Origin of the sequence: Pontibacter amylolyticus (assembly GCF_014638845.1) — a bacterium.
GTDB lineage: Bacteria > Bacteroidota > Bacteroidia > Cytophagales > Hymenobacteraceae > Pontibacter > Pontibacter amylolyticus.
The window spans coordinates 262,603-283,765 of the sequence record NZ_BMFP01000006.1 but is presented as its reverse complement, the minus strand read 5'-3'; the positions used below and the strand labels follow the sequence as shown (position 1 = coordinate 283,765).

Below are 21,163 nucleotides of genomic sequence, written 5' to 3'. Positions count from 1 at the left end.
GGCAATGCCGCAGTTATCGCTGGAGCCTTTGTTGATGTCAGCTGCTGTAATGGAAGCTGTACCGGAGGCATCCAATTGGATGGTGATGTGCTGTACGATCACCACCGGCGCTACTTTATCTTCCACCGTCACGATGGCGGTTGCCCTCGATTGGTTGCCGCTCTTGTCGGTTACCGTAAGCGTCACGGTATTTTCACCCAAGTCCTCGCAGCTGAAGCTGGCCTTGTCCAGGCTAAGCGTTTCGATGCTGCAGTTATCAGCTGAGCCGTTGTTGAGCTGCGCAGCCGTGATGCTGGCCTTGCCGTTCGCATCCACTTGAACCGTGAGGTTCCTGGTAATGGCTAGAGGGGCATTGTTGTCCTCCACTGTAATGGTTGCAGTGGCGCTTGCCTTGTTTCCGCTCTTGTCCGTTACTGTCAGGGTGACTGTGTTTTCACCCAGGTTCTCGCAACCGAAGTCTGTTTTAGACAGCTCAATGGTAGCGATGCCGCAGTTGTCGGAAGATCCATTATCAATCTGATCGGCTGTGATGGTGGCTTTGCCTGTAGCATCCAGGGAAACAGTGATGTTGCGTGTCAGCACTACCGGAGCTATATTTTCCACTACTGTGACAATTGCAGGGGCAGATGCCGAGTTACCAAACTTGTCGGTTACAGTTAAAATCACCGTGTTGGCTCCTGTCTGGCTGCATTCAAAAACAGTTTTATCGAGAGCAATCGTTGCAATACCGCAATTGTCAGAAGAGTTATCATTGATTTGCTCAGCTGTAATTGTCGCTTTGCCTTCGACATCCAGCTGCACGGTTACGTTGCGGGTGCGTACCACTGGCGCCAGATGATCCAGCACAGTGACAGTGGTGGTCGCAGTAGACTGGTTGCCGCTGGCATCAGTTACAGTGAGTGTTACATCGTTTGCCCCTATGTTGGTGCAGTCAAAAGTAGTTTTATCCAGGGACAAGGTAATCTCGCCGCATACATCCTGACTACCTCCGTCTATGTCTGCCGCTGTAACAGAGGCAGTGCCTGAGGCGTTCAGGTATAGGGTGATGTTCCTGGCTACAGCATTTGGTTTAAACTTATCTTCCACCGTTACTTTTGCCGTTGCTGTAGCTGAGTTGCCGTTTACATCTGTCACAGTCAGTACAACATCATTTACACCCACATGGCTACAGTCAAACGTTGTTCTGGATAAAGCAACAGTGGCAATGCCGCAGTTATCGCTGGAGCCTTTGTTGATGTCAGCTGCTGTAATGGAAGCTGTACCGGAGGCATCCAATTGGATGGTGATGTGCTGTACGATCACCACCGGCGCTACTTTATCTTCCACCGTCACGATGGCGGTTGCCATTGATTGGTTGCCGCTCTTGTCGGTTACCGTAAGCGTCACGGTGTTTTCACCCAGGTCCTCGCAGCCGAAGCTTGTTTTATCCAGGCTAAGCGTTACCTCGCTGCAATTGTCCGAAGAGCCGTTGTTGAGCTGGGCAGCCGTGATGCTGGCCTTGCCATTCGCGTCCAGCTGAACCGTGAGATTCCTGGCAATGGCTGTTGGCGCCATCCGGTCTTCCACACTTACGATAGCCGTAGCCGTAGACGCGTTGCCGCTTTTATCGGTTACTGTAAGCGTTACGGTATTTTGGCCTAGGTCCGAGCAGTTAAAGCTGGTCTTGTCTAACGTGATGGACTCAATGCCACAGTTGTCTGAAGAGCCATTGTTGATCTGGTCGGCTGTGATGGCGGCTTTGCCTTCGGCATCCAGCGCAACCGCGATGTTACGAGTCACCGCCACAGGAGCTATGTTTTCCACTATCGTGACAGTGGCGGTAGCAGAAGCGGCATTGCCATACTTATCGGTTACCGTCAGGGTTACCGTATTTTTACCTGTCTGGCTGCAATCAAAGGTCGTCTTGTCCAAAGAGAGCGTTTCGATGCCGCAGTTGTCGGAGGAACCGTTGTTGATCTGCGTAGCTGTAATGGCAGCCTTTCCTTCGGCATCGAGCTGCACTGTGATGTCGCGTATGCGCACGATTGGCGCCAGATTGTCCAGCACGGTCACCGTGGCCGTAGCCGTAGATTGGTTGCCGCCCGCATCTGTCACAGTCAGTGTTACATCGTTTGCCCCTATGTTGCTGCAATCAAAGCTATACTTGCTCAGGGTTACGGATGCGATGCTGCAGTTGTCTGAAGAGTTGTTGTCGATATCAGCAGCGGTTATCGTTGCCTTGCCGTCAGCACCTAAGACCACCGTGATGCCTTTGCCAGCCGCGACAGGCTTGGTCGTATCCACCACAGTTATAATAGCTGTGGCTGCGGCCTGGTTGCCGTTCACATCCGTCACGGTCAGCGTCACTATATTGTCTCCTATGTTGGAGCAACCGAATGCTTCTATGTCTAGCTTATAGGAAGCAATGCCGCAGTTGTCAGTAGAACCATTGTTTACATCAGAAGCTACAATCCCTGCTTTGCCGTCTACATCTAACGCAATGGTGACAGGCTTGGTCTTGACAACTGGTGCGGTGTCATCTTTTACAATCACCTGCTGGGTTTGCGTACTTGTGTTTCCTGCTGCATCCGTGTAGGTCCAGGTGATGGTATACGCACCCTGCTCTGCATAAGCAAGCGGATCTGTCGTTGTTGCCGAGACAGTACCTGACACATTATCGGTGGCTGTTGGCGCTGCAGCGGCCGTTGCGGCACACTGGCCTGTTATCGTTGGCAGCATGGCAATCGTTGGCACTGGCGACTCTTTATCTTCCACCGTCACTACCTGCGTTGCTGTGGCTGTATTACCGGCCGCATCTGTTGCCGTCCAGGTTACAGTAGTGTTACCCAGCGGGAAAGTGGCTGGGGCATTGTTTATTATACTGGCACCCGAACAGTTATCGGCTGTTGCTGGTGTACCCAACACCACTCCTGATGCTGTGTTTTTACCAGGGTCCGTATTAACTGTGACATTTGATGGCGCGGTGATAGTAGGTTTGATCGCGTCAACTATAGTTACTGTAGCTGTTGCACTTTGGCTATTGCCATTCTCGTCAGTTACGGTTAGCGTGACAGTTTTAGGGCCAATATCCTCACAGGTAAAGTTGGTAATGTCTAAACTATACCCATCAGCCGGAATGGCGCAGTTGTCAGTAGATCCATTGTTAATATCGGCTGCCGTTATAGTTGCTTTCCCGGTAGCATCCAGCTCCAGAGTGAGGTCTTTGGTAACAACTGTTGGTTTTTGCGTATCCGTAATCGTTACATCAAAACTGATCGTTGACGTGTTGCCAGCCGCATCAGTAGCCGTAAAGGTATTCGTAGTTTTGCCTATTGGGAATAACACGCCTGAAGGAAGGCCGGCGGTCTGCGTGATGGTAAGTGCACTATTGCGGCTCCCTGCATACTTTACAGCATTGAGGTAGAGCTTCTGTGCGTTGGCGTCTGAAAGAACAGCAGAACCATTGTAGTTGCCTGCGTGTTGAAAACCAACCGCTCTGCCTCCATTTGAAAATTCTCTTACTGCAACAGCAACTCCGTGTGGAGAAGTCATCAATGCAATCGGTTGATTGGCACTGTAAGTTCTTGTCCCACCTGTATTTGCGCCAGCACTTGGTAAATTGAAAGATGCTGGAATATCTTGCAGTATTGGGTGTCCGACTTGAGATGCTACCACGGAGTAAGTAACTCCACCAGTGAATCCATTACCCGTTCTTTCAAGCACTAAAATATCACGCATCAAAGCCATTGAACCTATCTCATAAGCCGACCACTCATTAGTAATGTATGTTCCACCCTTATTTACCACAAAGTCTAACAAGGCAGTTTGGCCGGCAGCAGGCATTGCGGCTGTATATGTCGTACCATTCAGGTGTATAACTGCATCAAAACCAGTTAGCGATGGATTTGTGCCATCATAACCGGTTTCGCTGGTGGCACTTAAAACAACATCAAGACCTGCAGCTGTCAGCGCATTTTTAAGGTTAGTCGTATTAGTATTTATTTCATCCCAAATCAACAATACTTTTTTGCCTTCACTACTACAATTATCAGTAGCCGCGGGCATAGTGTACGTCACCACTGCCCCACACTTATCCGCATCATTATTCTGATTAATTGAAGTTACTGCAGCAAATACAGGCTTTGTAACATCCTTTATAATTACCTGCTGCGTCTGAGTGGAAGTCAATCCCTCGCTATCTCGGTAGGTCCAGGTGATGGTATAGTTGCCTTGGGTAGTATACTGTACAGGATCTGTTGTAGCACCAGTAATAACGCCATCATTATCATCGTTGGCTGTAGGAGCAGTTACCGTAACGGCGCATTCCGCTGTTATAGTTGGCAACTCAGCTACTGCAGGGATCGGTGCCTTGTTTACGGCCACGATCGTTACATTTACAGTAGCGGTGTTTGAGACGTCGATTCCGTTGCTTACACTGTAAGAAAACACATCTGTGCCAGCCACATCAGCCGCAGGGGTATAGGTAAAGTTCCCATTGGAATGGAGTAATATCGTACCGTTAGCCGGCGCGGTAACCAGACTATAGCTTAAGGGCTTACCAGTGGGATCGCTACCAGCCAGTTTTCCGGAATACACAACATTCTCGTATGTCTTTATATCTCCCGCTGTTGACACAACCCTGGCAGTTGCCAGGTCCATGTTCTTGAGCGTACCATGGTTTGCATTGCTTGTGGCGTCATAGGCGATTGTGCCGGTTGTTTCATCGAAGCGCCAGTAACCTGCCAAACCGGCTTCGTTGCCATTTAAGGTAGTAGCTCCAAGCGTTTTGATTTCTGCTGCGCTCAGCGCTCTTGCCCAAAGCGACACATTATCAATCTGCCCATTGGCAAAGCCTCCGTCAGCATTCATGTAGGTACCGATGCGAATAGGAGCGTTTGAGGCTGAGGAAGTATAATTAACTGTACCAGATCCAACCAAGACACCATCTGCGTAGATTTCCATCTTGCGCTGCCCATTTACATTGCGCCTGACAGTGGTCACCTGTACCCACTCCCCTACTTTGTAAGCCGTTTCAGTACCAATCCAGGTCCAGCCATGGCCATGCTTGTCGATTCCGTAAGTAAATTTCCCGTCAGCTGCCGTTAGCCAGAACTGCATATCCCCGCCACCTGAAGGCCTGTTGAAAAGACCGGCGATTGCCATACTATTTGCCTTGAACCATAACGAAACAGTAAACTCCGTTTCAGAATTAAACTGGTTCGAAGGCTGGGAAGGAATTTCTACATAATCGTTTACGCCGTCGAACTGAAGCCCATTCAGGTATCCTGCTATTGGTTTATCTTGCGGTGAAGTGGTGTAAAGCACAGAAGGCAACGTGCCTGGCTGCCCTATGGATTCATCGCTTATTTTAAAAAAATATCTTCCTTCCTGAGCAAATGCTGTTGGCTTCAGCACCCACTCAAATTCCTTCATAATGGATTCATTATAGAAGACTAATGCACCTTGTGGAGTAGAACTGTCCAGCACCTGTCCGGCCCTGAAGTTCCCGCCAACACCTGGCGTTAATTGTTCGGTTGTTGCTGCCCCTCCCTGCACATCATCACTCGAAGCCAATACAAAATGTTCGCTGTTAATTTCGGTAGCAGAGATCCTGGTAAAAGGGCCGTCAGCACTTCTGGAATACCCGATTTGATTCTCTATCCGGTTCGTAAAAGTGTAGTCTAAGCCACTAGCAGCTTGTGAGGCGATCTTGATACGTAGTCGCAGCATCTCATCCGCAGAAATGATTTCAACCTCCTGGTTCTCTGCCCCCTTCCAGGTGGCGTTTGTTTCGGAACCGTCATCATTCCTCCAACGCCAGTTGCCATAGCTTAACGAGGGCCCAGCAACTGCTTCGAAGAACAGGCAACTGAAGAAAAAAAACAGTAAAAGTTTTTTCATACTAACATCAATTATATTGGTTGGAAAATTTGTTAAACCCTTGCATACAACATCTTACAACTCAACCCTGTACATGCTTTTGCTCCGGTCTGAATCAATATTTAAGCTGAAAGGATCTCTGTCCTTTGATAAAACCTGATAAGAAGCAACAAGGCCGTTGCTGAAAAAATGGTGTATAGAAAATAGTGATAATCAATCGGGAGGATTTGGTTAGGGTAGATTTCCACCCGTTGCACACTGCTCTGTTCAGTTTGATACCGGGCCCCAATAGCACCACTTGCCCGTATCAGTCCGGATATTCCCCTGTTGTTGTTGATTACCAAATCTTTCCTTGCTTCTATTGCTCTGAGTCTGCCGTTGTAGAAATGCTGCTTTGTAATAAAGGAGTCTGAAAACCAACCATCATTCCCCAGATTGATAAGGAAGGAGACCTGATCAGAAGCAAGCCTGTTTGTTAAAGCAGGTACAGCCGATTCGTTACAGAGCAGAACACCCGCCCTACCCCATGGCGTTTTGATAGCCTGCTGCCCGGCCCCTTGCTGCACCACCAGCCCGGTACCAGCTAAGAAAGGAAGAATGACATTTCCATTGTCGTTAAAAAGAGGCCTTTCGATAAGTGTGAGTAATTCGTTCTTATCATGTCGGTCCAGCACATCGCCTGTCGGGTTAAAGAAATAAGCGGAATTAAAGACTGCATTGCTAGTTTGAGCAACTGCAGTGCTCATCCCAAGCAGAAAATGAGCATTTTGGCCAGAAGTGGCTTTAGATACCTCCTTTACAAAATCATCGTCCGCACTATAAGTCCAGGGGATGACTGTTTCAGACCATAGGATAAGGTCTGGGCTATCCACCACAGCCTCCCTGTTGAGCGAGAGCAGACGCTCTACTAATGCATTCCCATTACGTTCATTCCACACAGTTTCTGGTGGCAAAGAAGCCAGGACAAGCGCCGTGCTTATTTTAGGATGGCCAGAAGTATCCGCCTGGTGTGCGAAATTATAATAAAGCCATACGCCGGCTATAAACTGAGTCGCAAGTATTAAGACAGGCGACAGCAGCCATCTCCTTTCTCCGGAATGAATGGCGTGACCGAAAGTATAATTTACCAGAACCAGCAGAAAGGAGAGCATGTAAACACTGCCTGCTGCTGCAGGCTGCGCCATAAATAAGCTTCCTGCCTGAGAGATACCGATACTATAACTCAACCATGGCATACCGGCAAAGAGTGTGGCACGCATCCACTCAAAAATCACCCAGAAAGAAGCCATTAGGAAGGCATTGAAGCACACAGCGACTAAAGAAGAGTTTGAAAACCTGACTTTAGCAAAGGCCGCAAACTGCAAAGCATATAAGCTACTGATAGCCAACATAGAAAGCAGCCAGCAACCTATACCTAGTGTTAAGCTGCTTTGCGCATACCGGGCAATGGCAGGTACCATCCAATAGTTTAGTATACCTGCAGACACGGCACCAAAAACAGCCCCTATATAAATTGCCTGGCGAACCCGGACTACGTTGAATATTGAAAGAAATAGAAAGATCAGCGCAAACCAGGCAATGACATAGTTTACAAGTATCAAAGAGATGCTTGTAAGCATTGCAGAAATAATTACAGCGGTGTAACTATAATTAACCGAAAAGATGCGCAGCTGTTGGATGAGCATTAGCTTATATGGAAGAGCACAAGATGCAGGAGTTCTGCTTCACATTTTTAACAAGGAATAAGCCCCTTGCAGGCATCACTTCTGCAGGCAGCTTGCTCGTATATTCTGCTTTGAACCCTGGAGGTAGCAGGCAAAATGAATTACTATTAATAAATGTCAGCGGCAGAGCTAAAAAAAACTCCCCAGTGAAAAATGCAGCAAATCGTTTCACAAAATGGGTGTAAAGGTTTGGCTATAAGTTCTAGTTATAGAAAAGGTAGTTGCGTAAGTATAAGTAGTTATCTATAGCTAAAACAGGCGGTACTGGGGCGAAAATTCAGGTAATTTCAAGCGGCGTCGTTCTACCTGATCGTGGCTTCTTCTAGTGCACGCTTCATCTGGTAAGGATGTATAGATGAAGAGCAAACAGACCCGTACTTCACTGCGCTCTCCTGCTGCATTGCATCACTTAGCTAGAATCCTTTAAAGATGTGCTTCGCATATGATTAGAAGAAGCTTATAATTTTGATGCAATATACAAGCTGTTATAACAACCATTCAACGAGCTGCTTACTCATTTGTCCTGTATTAAAAACGGAGACAAAATAGAAAGTAATGATCTTTGAATTGACGGATCTCTATGCTAATTCAAATCACAGTATAGTTTTATCCCACTTTTGCTCTGAGCTATCGAAGGCAAATTAGTCACCAAAAAATCAAAATTGGGTTGAAAATAGCTGCTTGCTATTCTTTAAGTATTCCTGTGACGGAGAAGACATGTACTGACCTATTATAGCCAGGATGAAGGGCCTTTCTATGCCTTGTTATGTTGCACAGTGTTTACAAGTGAGAAGTGCAAAGTCAGTAATGGAATGCAATCAAAATAATGCATGCTTCTTTATACTATAATTATTATAAAGGCGGCATTTAAGGTATTACTAGTTGACGCTATACACCTTTAGCAGCGGCTAAATAGGCCTTAGGACTAAGACCCTCCATTTTATTAAATGCCTTATAAAATGCACTTCTTGAGGCAAATCCTGCACTCAAAGCCAAAGATTCAATGGTAAAATTCTGTAGGGATTCCTCCTTCTCTAATTGAATCTTCAGATAGGTGATGCGGTAGTGATTTAAAAATTCTGTAAAGCTTTTCTTATGGTACATGTTTAAGGCCATAGAAAGCTTGTATGTGGGAATACCTAAGCGCGTGGCCAAGTCCTGCACTTTCAATGTCTTCTCCCGAAAGCATTCTGTTTCCTGTAGAAACTGCTCTGATTTCTCCAGAATGCCTTCTGCCTCTTGTACCTGCATTTGACCATTGTTCTGCTTTATAATGCGGGATAATGTTTCCGGCTTTATGTCCAGAAAGGAGGCCACAACATCGAGCGGAAGCCGGCCGATGTAGCCAGGCTTTGATTTGATGAAATGCAGGTAACGCTCTTCTGCATTGCCAATACGAACGACATGTGACCGCTCCTGGGCATCCCGGTAATAGCTTTCGTATACCTGGCGAATGATGAAGTTCATCTCAAAATAGCGGGCATACCAGCCTTGGAGGACATCCGTGTGCACGCCCACCAGCAGGGTCGGTTCCACGGCCATGATGGCCTCTCGGGAAGGCTGTTGCCCATACAGCCCCGAAAGTGAACTGACGAACTCATTCTCCACCGAGATGTAGGTGGTAATCCGTTTCTGACGGTGTTGCGAATACGCCATCAAGGCACCTCGCCGAATGAAATACATATAAAAGCATTTCTCCCCCTGGTAAAGCAGGTGCTCCCCTTCCTGAAGCTGCAATGTAATAGTGTGCTGGTAAAACTCCTGCCTCAAGGTGTGGGAAATAGGATGCAAGGCCTCGAGCAGCTTCAGCACATGGGCAACGTCATCGGCTTTGGATAGCTGGTATTCAGTGCAACTTTGACTCATAAGGTGACACCTCTGAATGGGCTTTGGGATAACATAAATAGTAAAAGTACTGTCACAGGTCACTTCCGGTCAGTAAAGTTAGCCCAAATTCCCACTTTCTATATAGAAAATTTCCAATATTAATCCATCCCTTTCTGCCTCACGCCATGCGGTGCCGGTGCATAAAGCGGATCCGTTGCTCCCTCGGCATACTTTGGCCACCTGCCGAGACGGGGATACCGTTGGTGATATAGCCAAAATCAACCTCCAACACATCATTCATGCCGCTTTGAATGACGACATGCTGGCTATCGAGATTATCTCAGAGGCAGGTGATAAGATAGGACGCGGAATCGCAGCCATCATGAACCTGTTCAATCCTGAATTAATCATTTTGGGAGGAGCATTGGCCGAAACAGATGCCTATATCAGGCTTCCGATCAAAGCCGCGATTAATAAGTATTCCTTAAGCCTCGTCAGCACCGACACGGAACTCAGGATGTCCAGTCTCGGCAGAAAAGCAGGCGTCATGGGAGCCTGTCTCCTGGCAAGAGATAAAATACTGTCCATACAATAGTAAGCCTGCGGCGTTTAGTGACATTTAAAGTAGCATGACACTAAACGCCGCTTTACAGAGGCATCGCGATTGAAAAGAGAAAAGAGAACAGAGTATATCATCCCAGTCTTTTACAGACACTTGACAGTTCAACTAAATCTCCCGGAAAGCCGTCCAGGGCGTTATGGCCTTTCCGCGGCTGTTATTCAGGAACGGCCCATCGAGCGCCTGTTTAAAGCGCAGTGCCCCCATGCGGTGGCCATTTCGTACACCCCCAGCAGGTAGTCGCTCTCCAGCAGGCGTTGCTCCGGCCGGTCTTCTTTGCGAGCCATTGCAGCCCCGCGTCGGCGCATCCGGCTCCTCCACCGGTCCAGAGGAATCTAGAAATACACCAAAGTTATTCTTCTCCTCTCCTGCCAGGTACTGTGGTTCTGTGTACAGATGCAGCTCAGGATCCAGCACCTGCGCGTACGCACTGCTCAGCCAGGCCTTTTCATACTCAAAGGAGAATACTTCCTTGCCCCGCACGACGCTCGTATGCAGCGTGCCCATCCACTGGGGCTCTCCCAGTTCAGCCCAGTCAGCGTGCACTTATATCGCTTTGGTTGCCTTTTGCTTTGCCGTTTTCGCTTAGGTATGATTTGAATACTTTGGAGCCCTTTCTCGCAGCTTTTGATTCTCAAATGTTAGGATAACAGTTTTTGATTTGTAGCAGTCAAAGATTTACCCGGAAACGACTCTTGCAATCGCGTAAAAGGCAGGTTCTACAGCAAGCAGATTATGGTACTCATAACTTGATTGGACACCCGGTAATAGCTGTAACCTTACTGAACATAATATTTTGGACGATGTTAAACACGCTCGCTAGATACGCATGGTGGTGCTTTGAAAATTGCATTAGCGCCTTAGAGGTATAGAGAATTGATTAAATGTAGCCAAGATGGTCGACAATTAAAATTACTTCTCAAACAGCTCCGTAACAGGGCTCCCTATACTCCCATTCGGCTGCTGTACCCGCAGCAGCGCCGCCAGTGTCGCCGCTACATCTGACATATTCACCCTCCTTGTTGTGCTTCCCTGTGGTATCCCCCACCCCATCCATAGCAGGGGAATGTGGGCATCGTAGCCATATAGCGAACCGTGCGTGGTACCCGTACCGGAACCGGAAAACCAGCCTGGTTTTAGGATGATCTGAATAGCACCTGAACGGGATGCATAATAGCCATTTTGGAGCCGTTGCTGCAACTCGACTGGAAGAGGCGTTTCCTGAATCCTGCTTAGATCCACTACATGGGCAATACCGGTCTTATTTCTCAGGAATTTAACACAATCCTGCCGGATGGCCTCTTCGTTCAGGTTGCGCTCCTCTATCAGCTTATTGTTCAGATGGACCTGATTGTTGCTGAAACTCAGGACGAGGTTGCCTGCCTTATACTTTTCCCTCAGCCGCTCGTCGAGCTCGTTCTTCAGCTTGCCTCCCGGCCAGAACCCGGCAGGTAGTTTATGGTCTAAGAGAAAGTTCTGGTTGTGGGCGGCGCCATGGTCTGAGGAGAGGAAAACAGTGTAACTTCCTTTCCCTACTTTGGCGTCCAGGTAATCGAAGAGATTGGCCAGGTCAAGATCCAGTCGCAGATAGGTATCTTCTATCTCCACGGCATTTACTCCAAATTTGTGACCCACATAATCAGGCGTTGAAAAGCTTAAAGCCAGAAAATCGGTGATCTCATCCTGGCCCAACTGCTCCTGCTCGATAGCGACTTTGGCCAGATCCACAGTGATGGTATTTCCGTAAGGAGTCGTGCGTAGAATGTCAAAGCTCTTACCATACATCCCGGACGTTTTCACCGGAAAGGTAGGCGTTTTCATACCAGAAAAAGGCCCTTCGTAGTGGTTGTCATCCGGTGAGCTCTGCACATAGGTTTCAAGCTCGTACAAGGTATGCCAGTCCTGGCGCAGGTACTTTTCCGGTAGTTTCTGCTCATTGAACTGCTGGACCCACTTGGGAAGCTGGTGCATGTAGTAGGTGCTGGTAATCCAGTTTCCGGTGTGCCCGTCGAACCAGTAAGCCGCATCCCCGGCATGGCCAGCCGGCAGAATGGAGCCCCGGTCTTTCAGGGAAATACCAATGACCTTGGATCTGAAATTAGTGGCCAGCTTCAGTTCGTCCGTGATGGTGTTGGCCAGCAGATTGCGGGGGGACATTTTCCCGGCGCGCGTCGGGCTGCCCACTGTCTGAACTGTGGAATCTTCCACGCAGTACATGCCTTTGCCTGTCTCCTGTACGATAAAATCATTGCCCGTAATGCCATGGATAGCAGGTACAGAACCGGTGTAAAGGGTGCTATGGCCTACCCCCGTCATGGTGGGGACATAATCGATAATCGTATTTTCGCAGCTGAACCCTTCATTCAGCAGCCGCTTAAAGCCTTTGTCCTGGTAACGGTCGTAATAGCGGTAGAGATAGTCGTACCGCATCTGATCCACCACGATGCCTACAACAAGTTTGGGCCGCGGCAGGGTGCTGACAGGCTCAGGTTGTTTTATGGATGCACAGGCGCCAAGCAGGAAGCTCATGCTCAGAGCGTAAAGGATTCTAGATACCATGAAATTCATTTTTAAGTCTGCCTACCAGGGAACAGCTCCTTTGGGGCATTTATTTTTTGAGTTGCTGCAACTCCGTTAATGAAACACTCTGGTAAGGCACTTCAGAAAAACCGTTGTAGTAGTTCATCATTACCTCACCCTTTGAGTCGTCGATGGAGATAACGGCGTAGCCGGGCAGATCGGCAATCCAGAATTTGTTAACATGCTTTTTCTCCTCCTCCAGGATTTTTCTTCGCACGTCCTGGTTGGAAGGCTGCCACTCCGGGTTCTCGTCCACCCATGCCCCCCCTTTGTATTCGGTAGACATATTCTTCGGCTCGGGTGGGGTCAGGCTTCTGTTCACGCTGTTGATCATCACCTGCACAATGTTGCCCTGCGGGGTATTGCGGCTTACCACCGAGTACTGGTGTAAGTGTGCAGCAAGCACAATAGCCTTGTGCTTGGCAAGCAGGTTCAGGAACCTTGTTCGTAGTTTCGGATCCGTGACTGGGCGGCGTATACCGCTCAGCAGGTGCCAGGAGCGGACCGTCACCGGAATGACAGGCTGGTGTGTCATGACGAACTTATACTTAGCCGAGGAGTTCTTTAACTCCTTTTCCAGGAAAGCCACCATCTCGCTTTCCGGACGGTTGCGGTCGACACTGAAAAACTGGTCCAGCACGAAGAACTCCACATTTTCCCCGAGCTTATAGGTATACATCCCGCTATCGATAGGCTTTCCTACCTGTCCCTCGATAAAAGGACGGATCACTTCTTCCCACGCTTCCGGCTGTCCCGGGCTGTTGCTCACGTCGTGGTTGCCCTTGGCCAGTACCCAGGGTACGGAAAGCTCGGTGGCGTGCAGCAGGTCGACAACACCCCGGTTCATCTGCCTGGCCAGGGCCGCATTACCTGCCACCCCCTGTACTAGGTCACCTAACTGCACCACCGCTTTCACCGGAGGGTTGATGGTGGTGGTTTGCTTTTTGATGAGCTGCAGGAACTTGCCCATGTAAGCCGCCGTGTACTGCGGATACTCATTCATGATCTGGGCAAAATCCTGTGGCCGTGTCATAACATAATCCATGTCATGATCCTCGAACCTGTCGTAATGCATATCCCCCAGGGCAATAAAACTAACATCCTGTGCACGCGCCGTAAGACAACAGAACGTACAAACAATTGCTAAAAAAAGTCTCATAAACCAAAGTCTAAAAGTATATAGCTGAAGTGTAAAGTATGCCATTTAACAGGTTTATACTTTCCGGATCCGGAAAGTATAAACCTTGTTACCAGCCGGTGGGTTTAGCGCGCGCGAAGCAGTTTCGACAGGTTCACCGTGGTCCAGGGAGCCTGGTCTGCGTTGGCGAACACAGACAACTCCACCTCGTTATTTTCTTTGACCTGGATGGCTCCGTAGCCGCAAAAATCAGCGTATTCGAAATGGCGGATGTGCCTGGCCTCTCGCTCCAGAATATCTTTCCGTTGCTGCAGGTTGGACGGAGAGAACTCAGGCTCCAGGCTGACAAGGGAGCCGTTGTACTTCTCCACTCCTTGGAGGTGATTTTTAACCGGCGCATTGAGTGCCGGCACGACGCTTCCGATGGCTACCTGCACAAAATTGCCCTGCGGGGTATTTCGCACCACAATACTGGTCTTATGCAAATGCCCGCCCAGGACAAACGCCCGATGCTTTCCTAACAGGTTCAGCAATTCTTGGCGCCGTTCGGAGTCCTTGCTGAAAAGATGCCAGGTGGAACGCGCGTTATAGGGCACTACCGGTTCGTGTACGCTGAAAAACAGGTGTTTTTCCTTGTGGTCCTTCAATACCGTCTTAAACCACTCCAGGCTTTCAGCCGCTTCATACCCGTCGAACACGACAAAGCGCGCGTCATTCCGGACAAAGGTAAAACTGGCAGATGAGACCGGCTGCTGCAACTCCTTTGCCTGCCAGGGAAGCACGGTCTCGGCATACACTTCCTTGGCGCCGATACCTGTGATGTCATGATTACCTTTGGTAACGACAAACGGGATCTGGAACTTTTGATCAGCCACAAACCGGATAAACTCGGTGGCCTGAGTAGCCGCCAGTTCTTTGGAACCACAAAGCCCTTCCAGGAAATCTCCCAACTGCAAAATGAATGCTGCATTGGTCTGCTGCGCCATTGCCTTGGTGGCACGCATCAAATCCGGAAGGTTTTCCCAGGTAATATGCGAGTAATTGATGACCTGGCGTATATCGTTGGGGTACTTCTCCCGCATATACTGCACGTCGTGGTGCTCAAACTTGTCGAAGTGCAGGTCGCCCAGTACTAGAAAACTAAATGCTCTCTTTCCGGCAACCGGAAGGTCGGAAGCCAGGCTGGTAAAAGGCAAGGCAGCGGTAAGCGTCGCCATGGAAGCAAGAAACTTTCTTCTGTCTATATTTTTCATTTCAGTTCTTAATGACAATCTCAGAATAGGGTTGCAGAGCGGCTATCGCCCTTTCTTTTGGCTTTTACTTTCCGACCTTAAACTGGCTTCTGGTCAGGTCGAGGTAGGTTGTGCCGTACTCTTTGGTTGGCTCCATCGAGGTGCCTAACTGGAAGTTATTCCACGAGTTAATGAGGATCAGGCGCTTATCCCCCATGTTGCCTTTTGCTACGTGGCTCATGGCTGTAAAAAAAGCAGTGCTTTGTCCCAGGTCGTATATTTTACTGGCCGGGTTCATCACCTTGTCGTTATATGCCGGATGAATCACCGGAACGAAGTCCACTCCCCAGGTAGCAGTTGAGTCATTCCAATGCTTCCAGTTCTGATCAATGAAAGAAGGGAAGAAGACCGACCTGTCGTAATTTTCCGTAGCCCAGTTGCTCAGGCTTATCGCATCCATTGCCCGGATGGCTTTGCTGTAGCGCTGCGGAGGCAGCCACCCAGAAGTGATTTCACCCACAATGTAAAGATTTACCCCTATCTCGTCCATTGCCTGGCGCAGGGCCGGAATTACAGTATGAAAATCTATACTTTCCGCTCTGTTGGAAGCCATGTTTAAGGGAGAAAACAGTACCACGGGCTGGCCATCCACTTTAAAGTAATAGTCCTTGCTGAAGTGTGTGGAGGCAAATCCTTTGAACTCTTCGATCATGGTAGCCAGCTTAGCTCCGGAAAGCGGAGCCGTATTGGTGGCGCCTAGATGGGTGGTGTTGTAATTGATCACCATCCTGACCGCACTACTACTGCCGCTGGCAAATGTGTTAAGAAGGGCGTCCTCATCCGGGTTCCCGTTCCAGTTAAAAATAAAGAAGTCTACTCCGCCAGCACGGGCCCACTCCCGTTGCCTGTCCATTATGTCCGGCTGCAGCGCATCGTACTCGCCTAATTCCGGCTGATAGGTATACTTTTTACCCCAGTCAGCCGCCTTATAACGGTAATAGTAGGCTCCTACATGGGCGTCTTCTGTGAGAGTTACCGGCGTAATATCGTAGGCAAATTGGGTGGGCATGTAATCGTCTTCCTTCTTGCAGTTGCTTGCCAGTACGACAAAAGCCAGCGCGTACAGTATTCTTTTCATCATCGTCTAAGATTGTCTAATAAGGTAAAAAAGGATTTTTCTTGTCCGGTAGTGCAAACCATAACTTCGTCCACAGGTCGTCCGGACCACCAAGGGCTGCACTGGCTTTCTGAACTTCCACAGGATTGGTGTTGTATTCGGAAGGAGCGTATGGAAGGCGGTTCGGCAGATAAGCATGATCCCCTTCATAAGTAGCAAACTGCGGCTGGAACTCCAGAAGCCTCGTGCGGCGGATCAGCGCCCAGGCATCCACTCCCTGCATCGGGATTGCCAGCCAGTGCTGCATCACAATCTGGCGTAAATAGTCACCCTCGGGTACGTAACTGGAAGTGATGCGCAGCCAATCCTGAAACTCCGCTTTGCGGCCTGTTGTGTCAGCAGCTATCCCCCATTGTATACCCGGCGTGTTCTTGTATGCGTTCGCCTGTGCCGCGGACAGCCCGTAATGCCTGAAGGACGCATCAATTCCTTGATAGTAGAACTGTTCAGCGCTCTGCCCGCCCCACCAGCCTTTCAGAGCGGCTTCAGATTTCAGAAAAGCGGACTCGGCATAGGATAAGAAAACATACTCCGCATCCGGCTTTAAAAAACGCTCCCCAATCTGGGAGTAGTCTTCCTGTTTCAACCCTCTGTGCGGATTGTCGAGCCCACCTGCATATTCATTGCCCCCTCCATAAGAAATATTCTGTCCAAAATATTTTCCTTTCTGAGGCCCCTGCTTGGCTGGCTGCGCATACACCCCTATCCTGGGGTCTTCGTAAGGAACTGTATGGTACACGAGCGATTCGTTGAGCACCGGAATGGTGGCCTTGTTGGCTGTAAAGTTGAAAACCGCCCGGTTGTATAAGTCGCTCCAGGTATCGCTGGTGAGACCCCAGTTGACAGCGGCCGTTTCATTCAGGCTGGTAATGGTGTTCTGCTCGTCCTGGTAAATCTCCTGCACCACTGCCCTTGCCACAGCCGGGTTCGCAGCCGAGATGCGCATGGCCAGACGCAGGCGCAGGGTGTTGGCAAACTTCTTCCACTTCACCAGATCACCCCCGTAAATTTTGTCGGCAGCGGCGCTATACTTGTCACCTTCCGGGTTAATGGATGCTGCCAGCACTTTCAACTCATCAAGAAGGGCATAATACACTTCTTCCTCTTTTTCATAGGCCACACCCGGAGATCCTTTCAGTGCATCGTTTGTAGGGATGCCACCCCATATTGAAACAGCGTTGGAGTAAATATAGGCTTTCCAGATCCGGGCAATGGCTACTCTGTTCTGGTAATTGGGATCACCCCCGTAATTCTCTTCGATCTGGTGGACAGGCTGCAGGCAGTTTACATAAATGCGTTGCCAGTAGTTGTCAAGTTCTCTGGGGTCAAACGTGTAGCGCTGGAACTGGCCCTGGAAACCAGAGAAATGGTGGGTGTAGTTGAAAAACACGACCCGGTTCATCTGCCCGCCGAATTGGTTCAGGGTTTCAAAGACGGAAGTCGTCAGCAGGTAATCCGGCTCCACTTCTGTCGGATCATTCGGATTCCGGTTGATTTCTTCGAAGTCATCGGTACAGGAACAAAATCCAATTAAAAGGACAAGTAAGAAGATAATTTTAAGTTTCATGACAGTAACCTTAGAAATTGAGATTGACATTGAATCCATAGATGGCATTAGGAGGCAGCGCCCCTCTTTCGATGCCCTGTGCGTTTCCTGAAGTAGAGGTTGCCTCCGGATCTATCCCACGCGGGGTGTTTCGGTAAAGTATGGCCAGGTTTCGGCCTACCAAGGATATCCTGGCAGATTTGACTGGGGTTTTAGCCAGCAGGTTTGCCGGCAGGTTATACCCTAATACCAGCTCCCTGAGCTTTAAGTAGGAAGCGTCGTATATGACGAATTCAGCGTAGTTCGGCCGTGCGTATTCGTAGTTTTGCGGGGACATGTAGCGGTTGTTCTTCGTGCCGTCAGCAAAGTAGGCATCCCACATGGCGCCACCGGTTAGTTCAGAATCACTTTCACCATAGATGATGGAATGCAGGTAATAGTCATCGCGTCCCTGAAGTGTTTCGGCATGAACACCGTTCACCAGCATCAGGGACATGCTTTGGGAATAAAGAATTCCCCCTTTTTTATAGTCCAGTAAAAAGCTTAGGTCGAAACCTCCGAACCGGAAGGTATTACGCAGGGAAGCCAGGTAATCTGGGGTAGCAGTCCCAAAAGCCATGTCGTTGTCCTCCTGCAGCTTTCCTCCCCCATCCTGCAGCAGCATCCTACCCTGTTCGTCCCGCTTCACACCGAGCCCGCGCAGGTAGGCATAGGGCTTGCCCACTTCGGCATACACGCCTAAGCGGCTGTCTCCTCCTAACTGGAAACGGGTAATGTCACCCAGCAGCTCGACCACTTCAGAGTTGTTCCTGGCAAAGTTGGCCTGCGCTTCCCAGCTGAACTTCGGCTTTTGAATCACCAGGCCAGTCAGGCTGGCCTCAAATCCCCAGTTCTTGATCTCTCCGGCATTGTACAGGCGGCTGGTATATCCACTCGAGGCAGGCAACTGTGCCCGGATAATCTGGTTGGTGGTGGTAGCTGTATACTTGGTCGCATCAAGTGAGATTCTGTCCTGCAGAAACTTCAGGTCAACTCCGAACTCTACAGAGGAAGTCAGTTCAGGCTTTAGGTCCGGGTTATTCATGGTCGTGGACAAAGAAGCCAGGGTCGCACCGTCAAAAAAGCCGTCAAAGGAGTAGGTTTGGTAGAGTCTGTACGGGTCTGTGTCATTGCCGACTCTGGCGTAAGAGCCTCTTAGCTTGGCGAAGCTGAACAGGTTCTTGTTGTAGTCGAACATTTCACTGATAACCAGGGAACCTCCCACAGACGGATAGAAGTAAGAATTGTTGCCCTCGGGAAGCGTGGACGACCAGTCGTTACGACCTGTCACGTCAAGGAACGCATAATCATTATACCCCAGGGAAACAGACCCGAACACTGAGTTTATACTTTTTTTGGAGAGATTCTGTGACACGGTAGCGGGTTCCTTTGCATTGGAAAGGTTGATCAGGCCCGGCTGCAGCAGTGAATTTATCCGTTGCTCCCTTTTCTCATAGTCGGAGCTGAAGCTGCTGGCACCGGCAATAGCCACCACCGAAAACCGGTCAAAGTCCTTGTTTACAGACAATAAACCTTCCGTATTAAAGTGCTGCTGGCGGGTATTAAACGTGCGCATGAAACCTTCGCGGTTACTGCCGATCGTGGATCCGATGTTATTAAATTCATATCCTTCCCACCAATGCACGTCCACACCCAAACGGCCGGTAAACTTAAGCCAGTCGGTTAGTTTAATTTCCGGATTAAAGGAGGCAATGACCCGGTCCTTTACATCCCGATTGGGGTTCTCGTTGATGATCCAATAGGGATTACTGAAGTTTCGGTGTGTCCCGATTTCTTCTCCTGTAACCGCATCTTTGTAAGGCAGCAGCTCTGCCAAATCGGTACTTCTGGCCATGTGCGTGTACATCAGTGTGGGGTTGCGCCCATTTCCGTTTGTGTACTGGCGGTTTTCTACTGCATTGCGGATAAAGTTTATCTTGCTGTTAAAGGTGATCCAGTCAGAAGGTTTGTTCTGCATCGCCAGGGCAATGGTGTTTCTGCTATTTTCATTGAAGCCTTTCACAACACTGTTTCCTTCCAGGTTGGTGTAGGACAGCCTGTAGTTATTTTTGGCACTTCCCCCTTCGACACTGATGGAGTTGGTAAGAAGATGAGCCGTCGTATAAAAGTCTTTCACATTGTTTGGCTGTGGCAGGTATGCCTTTTCCTCCCCGTTCAGGGCAATGTAAGGCTGCCCCAGCATAGGCGATCCCCAGCTTCTGTAGTTCACATTGGCTTTAGGCAGTCGGTTCCGGTTGTCAATGTAGGAGGAAGTACCTACCCCGTAAGCATTCTGGTATTCCGGGAACTCCGTCAACGTCTGGAACATCGTACTTGAGTTGAGGGAAACCTTGAATTTATCCGAACCTCTTTTGGTCGTGATCAGTACCACCCCATTGGCCGCTCTGGACCCGTAGAGTGCCGCCGCATTAGGGCCTTTCAAGATTTGAATATCTTCTATATCAGCCGGGTTAATATCTGCCGCATTGTTACCATAGTCCAGGCTTCCGTCACCGGGAGCATTGTCAATGGGCATGCCATCTACTACAAACAAGGGCTGGTTATTACCAGTCAGAGAACTGTTACCCCGGATGACGATGCGGGCAGAGCCTGTATTGAAGCCGGAGGGAACCACTTGCACACCAGCCACTTTGCCCGATAAGGAGTTAATAATGTTAGGCTCCTTGGTCTCGTTAAGGGCTTCCGTATTTATTTGCTGCGTGCTGTAACTGAGAGACTTTGCCTCACGACTAATACCGAGCGCTGTAACAACCACTTCGCTCAGTCCATGGGTATTGGTATCCAGCCGAACGTTCAGGGTAGCCTGGTTCCCAACCGGCACCTCCTGTGATAACATTCCAACGAAGCTGAACACCAGCACGGCGTCCGGTGACGGAACGTCTATTTTAAAATTACCTTCCTTATCGGTCACCGTGCCCGTTTGGGTGTTCTTAATGATGACCGTTACGCCGGGCAACGACTCCCCTTTGTCGTCCGTCACTTTACCGGAAACAGTTCTTTCCTGCTGTCTAACCGGTTCAGGTTTCTTTTGCAGGATTATGGTGTTGTTTACTTCCTTGTAAGTGATGCCGGCAGGCGTCAGGAGTCTGTCCAGGACTTGGCCCAGTTGAACATCTTTAAAATCAAGGGCTGAAGTATAGTGATCCGATAAGCACAGGCTTTTGGCATCGTATGCAAAGCGCACGTCGATTCGACTGCGGATCTTTTCAATGGCTGCTTCCAGACTTTCTTTCTGGATGGAAATGGTGATGCTTTGCTCCATGACACCATCTCTGTAAGTAGCCCGGGCGTGCACTTCCTCCGTTGAAAAGAAGGAAAACAAGACCGAGGCAATCAGTAAAACAGGAATATAAATGCCCCTGTGTAACTTTTTATTCATAATTTTGTACATGTTGTTTTTT

General features: G+C 49.2%; 12 protein-coding genes. 2 read left to right on the top strand and 10 right to left on the bottom strand.

Going from position 1 to position 21,163, the window contains the following annotated elements:
• A partial coding sequence (locus IEV97_RS16345) for an HYR domain-containing protein (protein WP_188502561.1) occupies positions 1 to 5,880 on the bottom strand: 5,880 nt, incomplete at its 3' end.
• 101 nt (positions 5,881 to 5,981) lie between these two features.
• On the bottom strand, positions 5,982 to 7,544 hold the full coding sequence (gene lnt, locus IEV97_RS16340; RefSeq protein WP_188502560.1) for an apolipoprotein N-acyltransferase: 1,563 nt from the start codon (positions 7,542 to 7,544) through the stop codon (positions 5,982 to 5,984).
• Between the two features lie 8 nt (positions 7,545 to 7,552).
• Between lnt and IEV97_RS16335 the strand changes: the two genes are divergently transcribed.
• Entirely contained in the window at positions 7,553 to 7,768 is a 216-nt protein-coding gene (locus IEV97_RS16335) for a hypothetical protein (protein ID WP_188502559.1), read from the top strand.
• A 703-nt stretch (positions 7,769 to 8,471) separates the two neighbouring features.
• On the opposite strand, the gene IEV97_RS16330 is transcribed toward IEV97_RS16335, so the two are convergent.
• Positions 8,472 to 9,449 carry a helix-turn-helix domain-containing protein gene (locus tag IEV97_RS16330; RefSeq protein WP_188502558.1) on the bottom strand — a complete coding sequence of 326 codons (978 nt, stop codon included), beginning with the start codon at positions 9,447 to 9,449 and terminating at the stop codon, positions 8,472 to 8,474.
• 193 nt (positions 9,450 to 9,642) lie between these two features.
• Here IEV97_RS16330 and IEV97_RS16325 point away from each other — a divergent pair, with 193 nt between their 5' ends.
• On the top strand, positions 9,643 to 10,005 hold the full coding sequence (locus IEV97_RS16325; RefSeq protein ID WP_229733990.1) for an ROK family protein: 363 nt from the start codon (positions 9,643 to 9,645) through the stop codon (positions 10,003 to 10,005).
• 132 nt (positions 10,006 to 10,137) lie between these two features.
• Here IEV97_RS16325 and IEV97_RS16320 read toward each other — a convergent pair whose 3' ends face one another.
• The 7 genes from IEV97_RS16320 to IEV97_RS16290 all read right to left on the bottom strand — a co-directional run bounded on the left by IEV97_RS16320 (position 10,138) and on the right by IEV97_RS16290 (position 21,141).
• Positions 10,138 to 10,575: a hypothetical protein gene (locus tag IEV97_RS16320; RefSeq protein ID WP_188502557.1), complete on the bottom strand. Its 438-nt coding sequence runs from the start codon at positions 10,573 to 10,575 to the stop codon at positions 10,138 to 10,140.
• A gap of 366 nt (positions 10,576 to 10,941) precedes the next feature.
• Positions 10,942 to 12,588 (bottom strand): alkaline phosphatase PafA, encoded by a 1,647-nt coding sequence (pafA, locus tag IEV97_RS16315; RefSeq protein ID WP_229733989.1) that lies wholly within the window; start codon positions 12,586 to 12,588, stop codon positions 10,942 to 10,944.
• 49 nt (positions 12,589 to 12,637) lie between these two features.
• Positions 12,638 to 13,768 carry a metallophosphoesterase family protein gene (locus tag IEV97_RS16310; RefSeq protein ID WP_262890302.1) on the bottom strand — a complete coding sequence of 377 codons (1,131 nt, stop codon included), beginning with the start codon at positions 13,766 to 13,768 and terminating at the stop codon, positions 12,638 to 12,640.
• A gap of 104 nt (positions 13,769 to 13,872) precedes the next feature.
• On the bottom strand, positions 13,873 to 15,000 hold the full coding sequence (locus IEV97_RS16305; RefSeq protein ID WP_188502554.1) for a metallophosphoesterase family protein: 1,128 nt from the start codon (positions 14,998 to 15,000) through the stop codon (positions 13,873 to 13,875).
• 64 nt (positions 15,001 to 15,064) lie between these two features.
• Positions 15,065 to 16,120: a glycoside hydrolase family 99-like domain-containing protein gene (locus IEV97_RS16300; protein ID WP_229733988.1), complete on the bottom strand. Its 1,056-nt coding sequence runs from the start codon at positions 16,118 to 16,120 to the stop codon at positions 15,065 to 15,067.
• A 13-nt stretch (positions 16,121 to 16,133) separates the two neighbouring features.
• Complete coding sequence (locus tag IEV97_RS16295; protein WP_188502553.1) at positions 16,134 to 17,723, bottom strand: SusD/RagB family nutrient-binding outer membrane lipoprotein; 1,590 nt, start codon at positions 17,721 to 17,723, stop codon at positions 16,134 to 16,136.
• Positions 17,724 to 17,733: 10 nt separating this feature from the next.
• The gene (locus IEV97_RS16290) at positions 17,734 to 21,141 is read right to left on the bottom strand and encodes a SusC/RagA family TonB-linked outer membrane protein (protein ID WP_229733987.1); all 3,408 of its coding nucleotides are present in this window, start codon (positions 21,139 to 21,141) and stop codon (positions 17,734 to 17,736) included.
• Between the last annotated feature and the right edge of the window lie 22 nt (positions 21,142 to 21,163).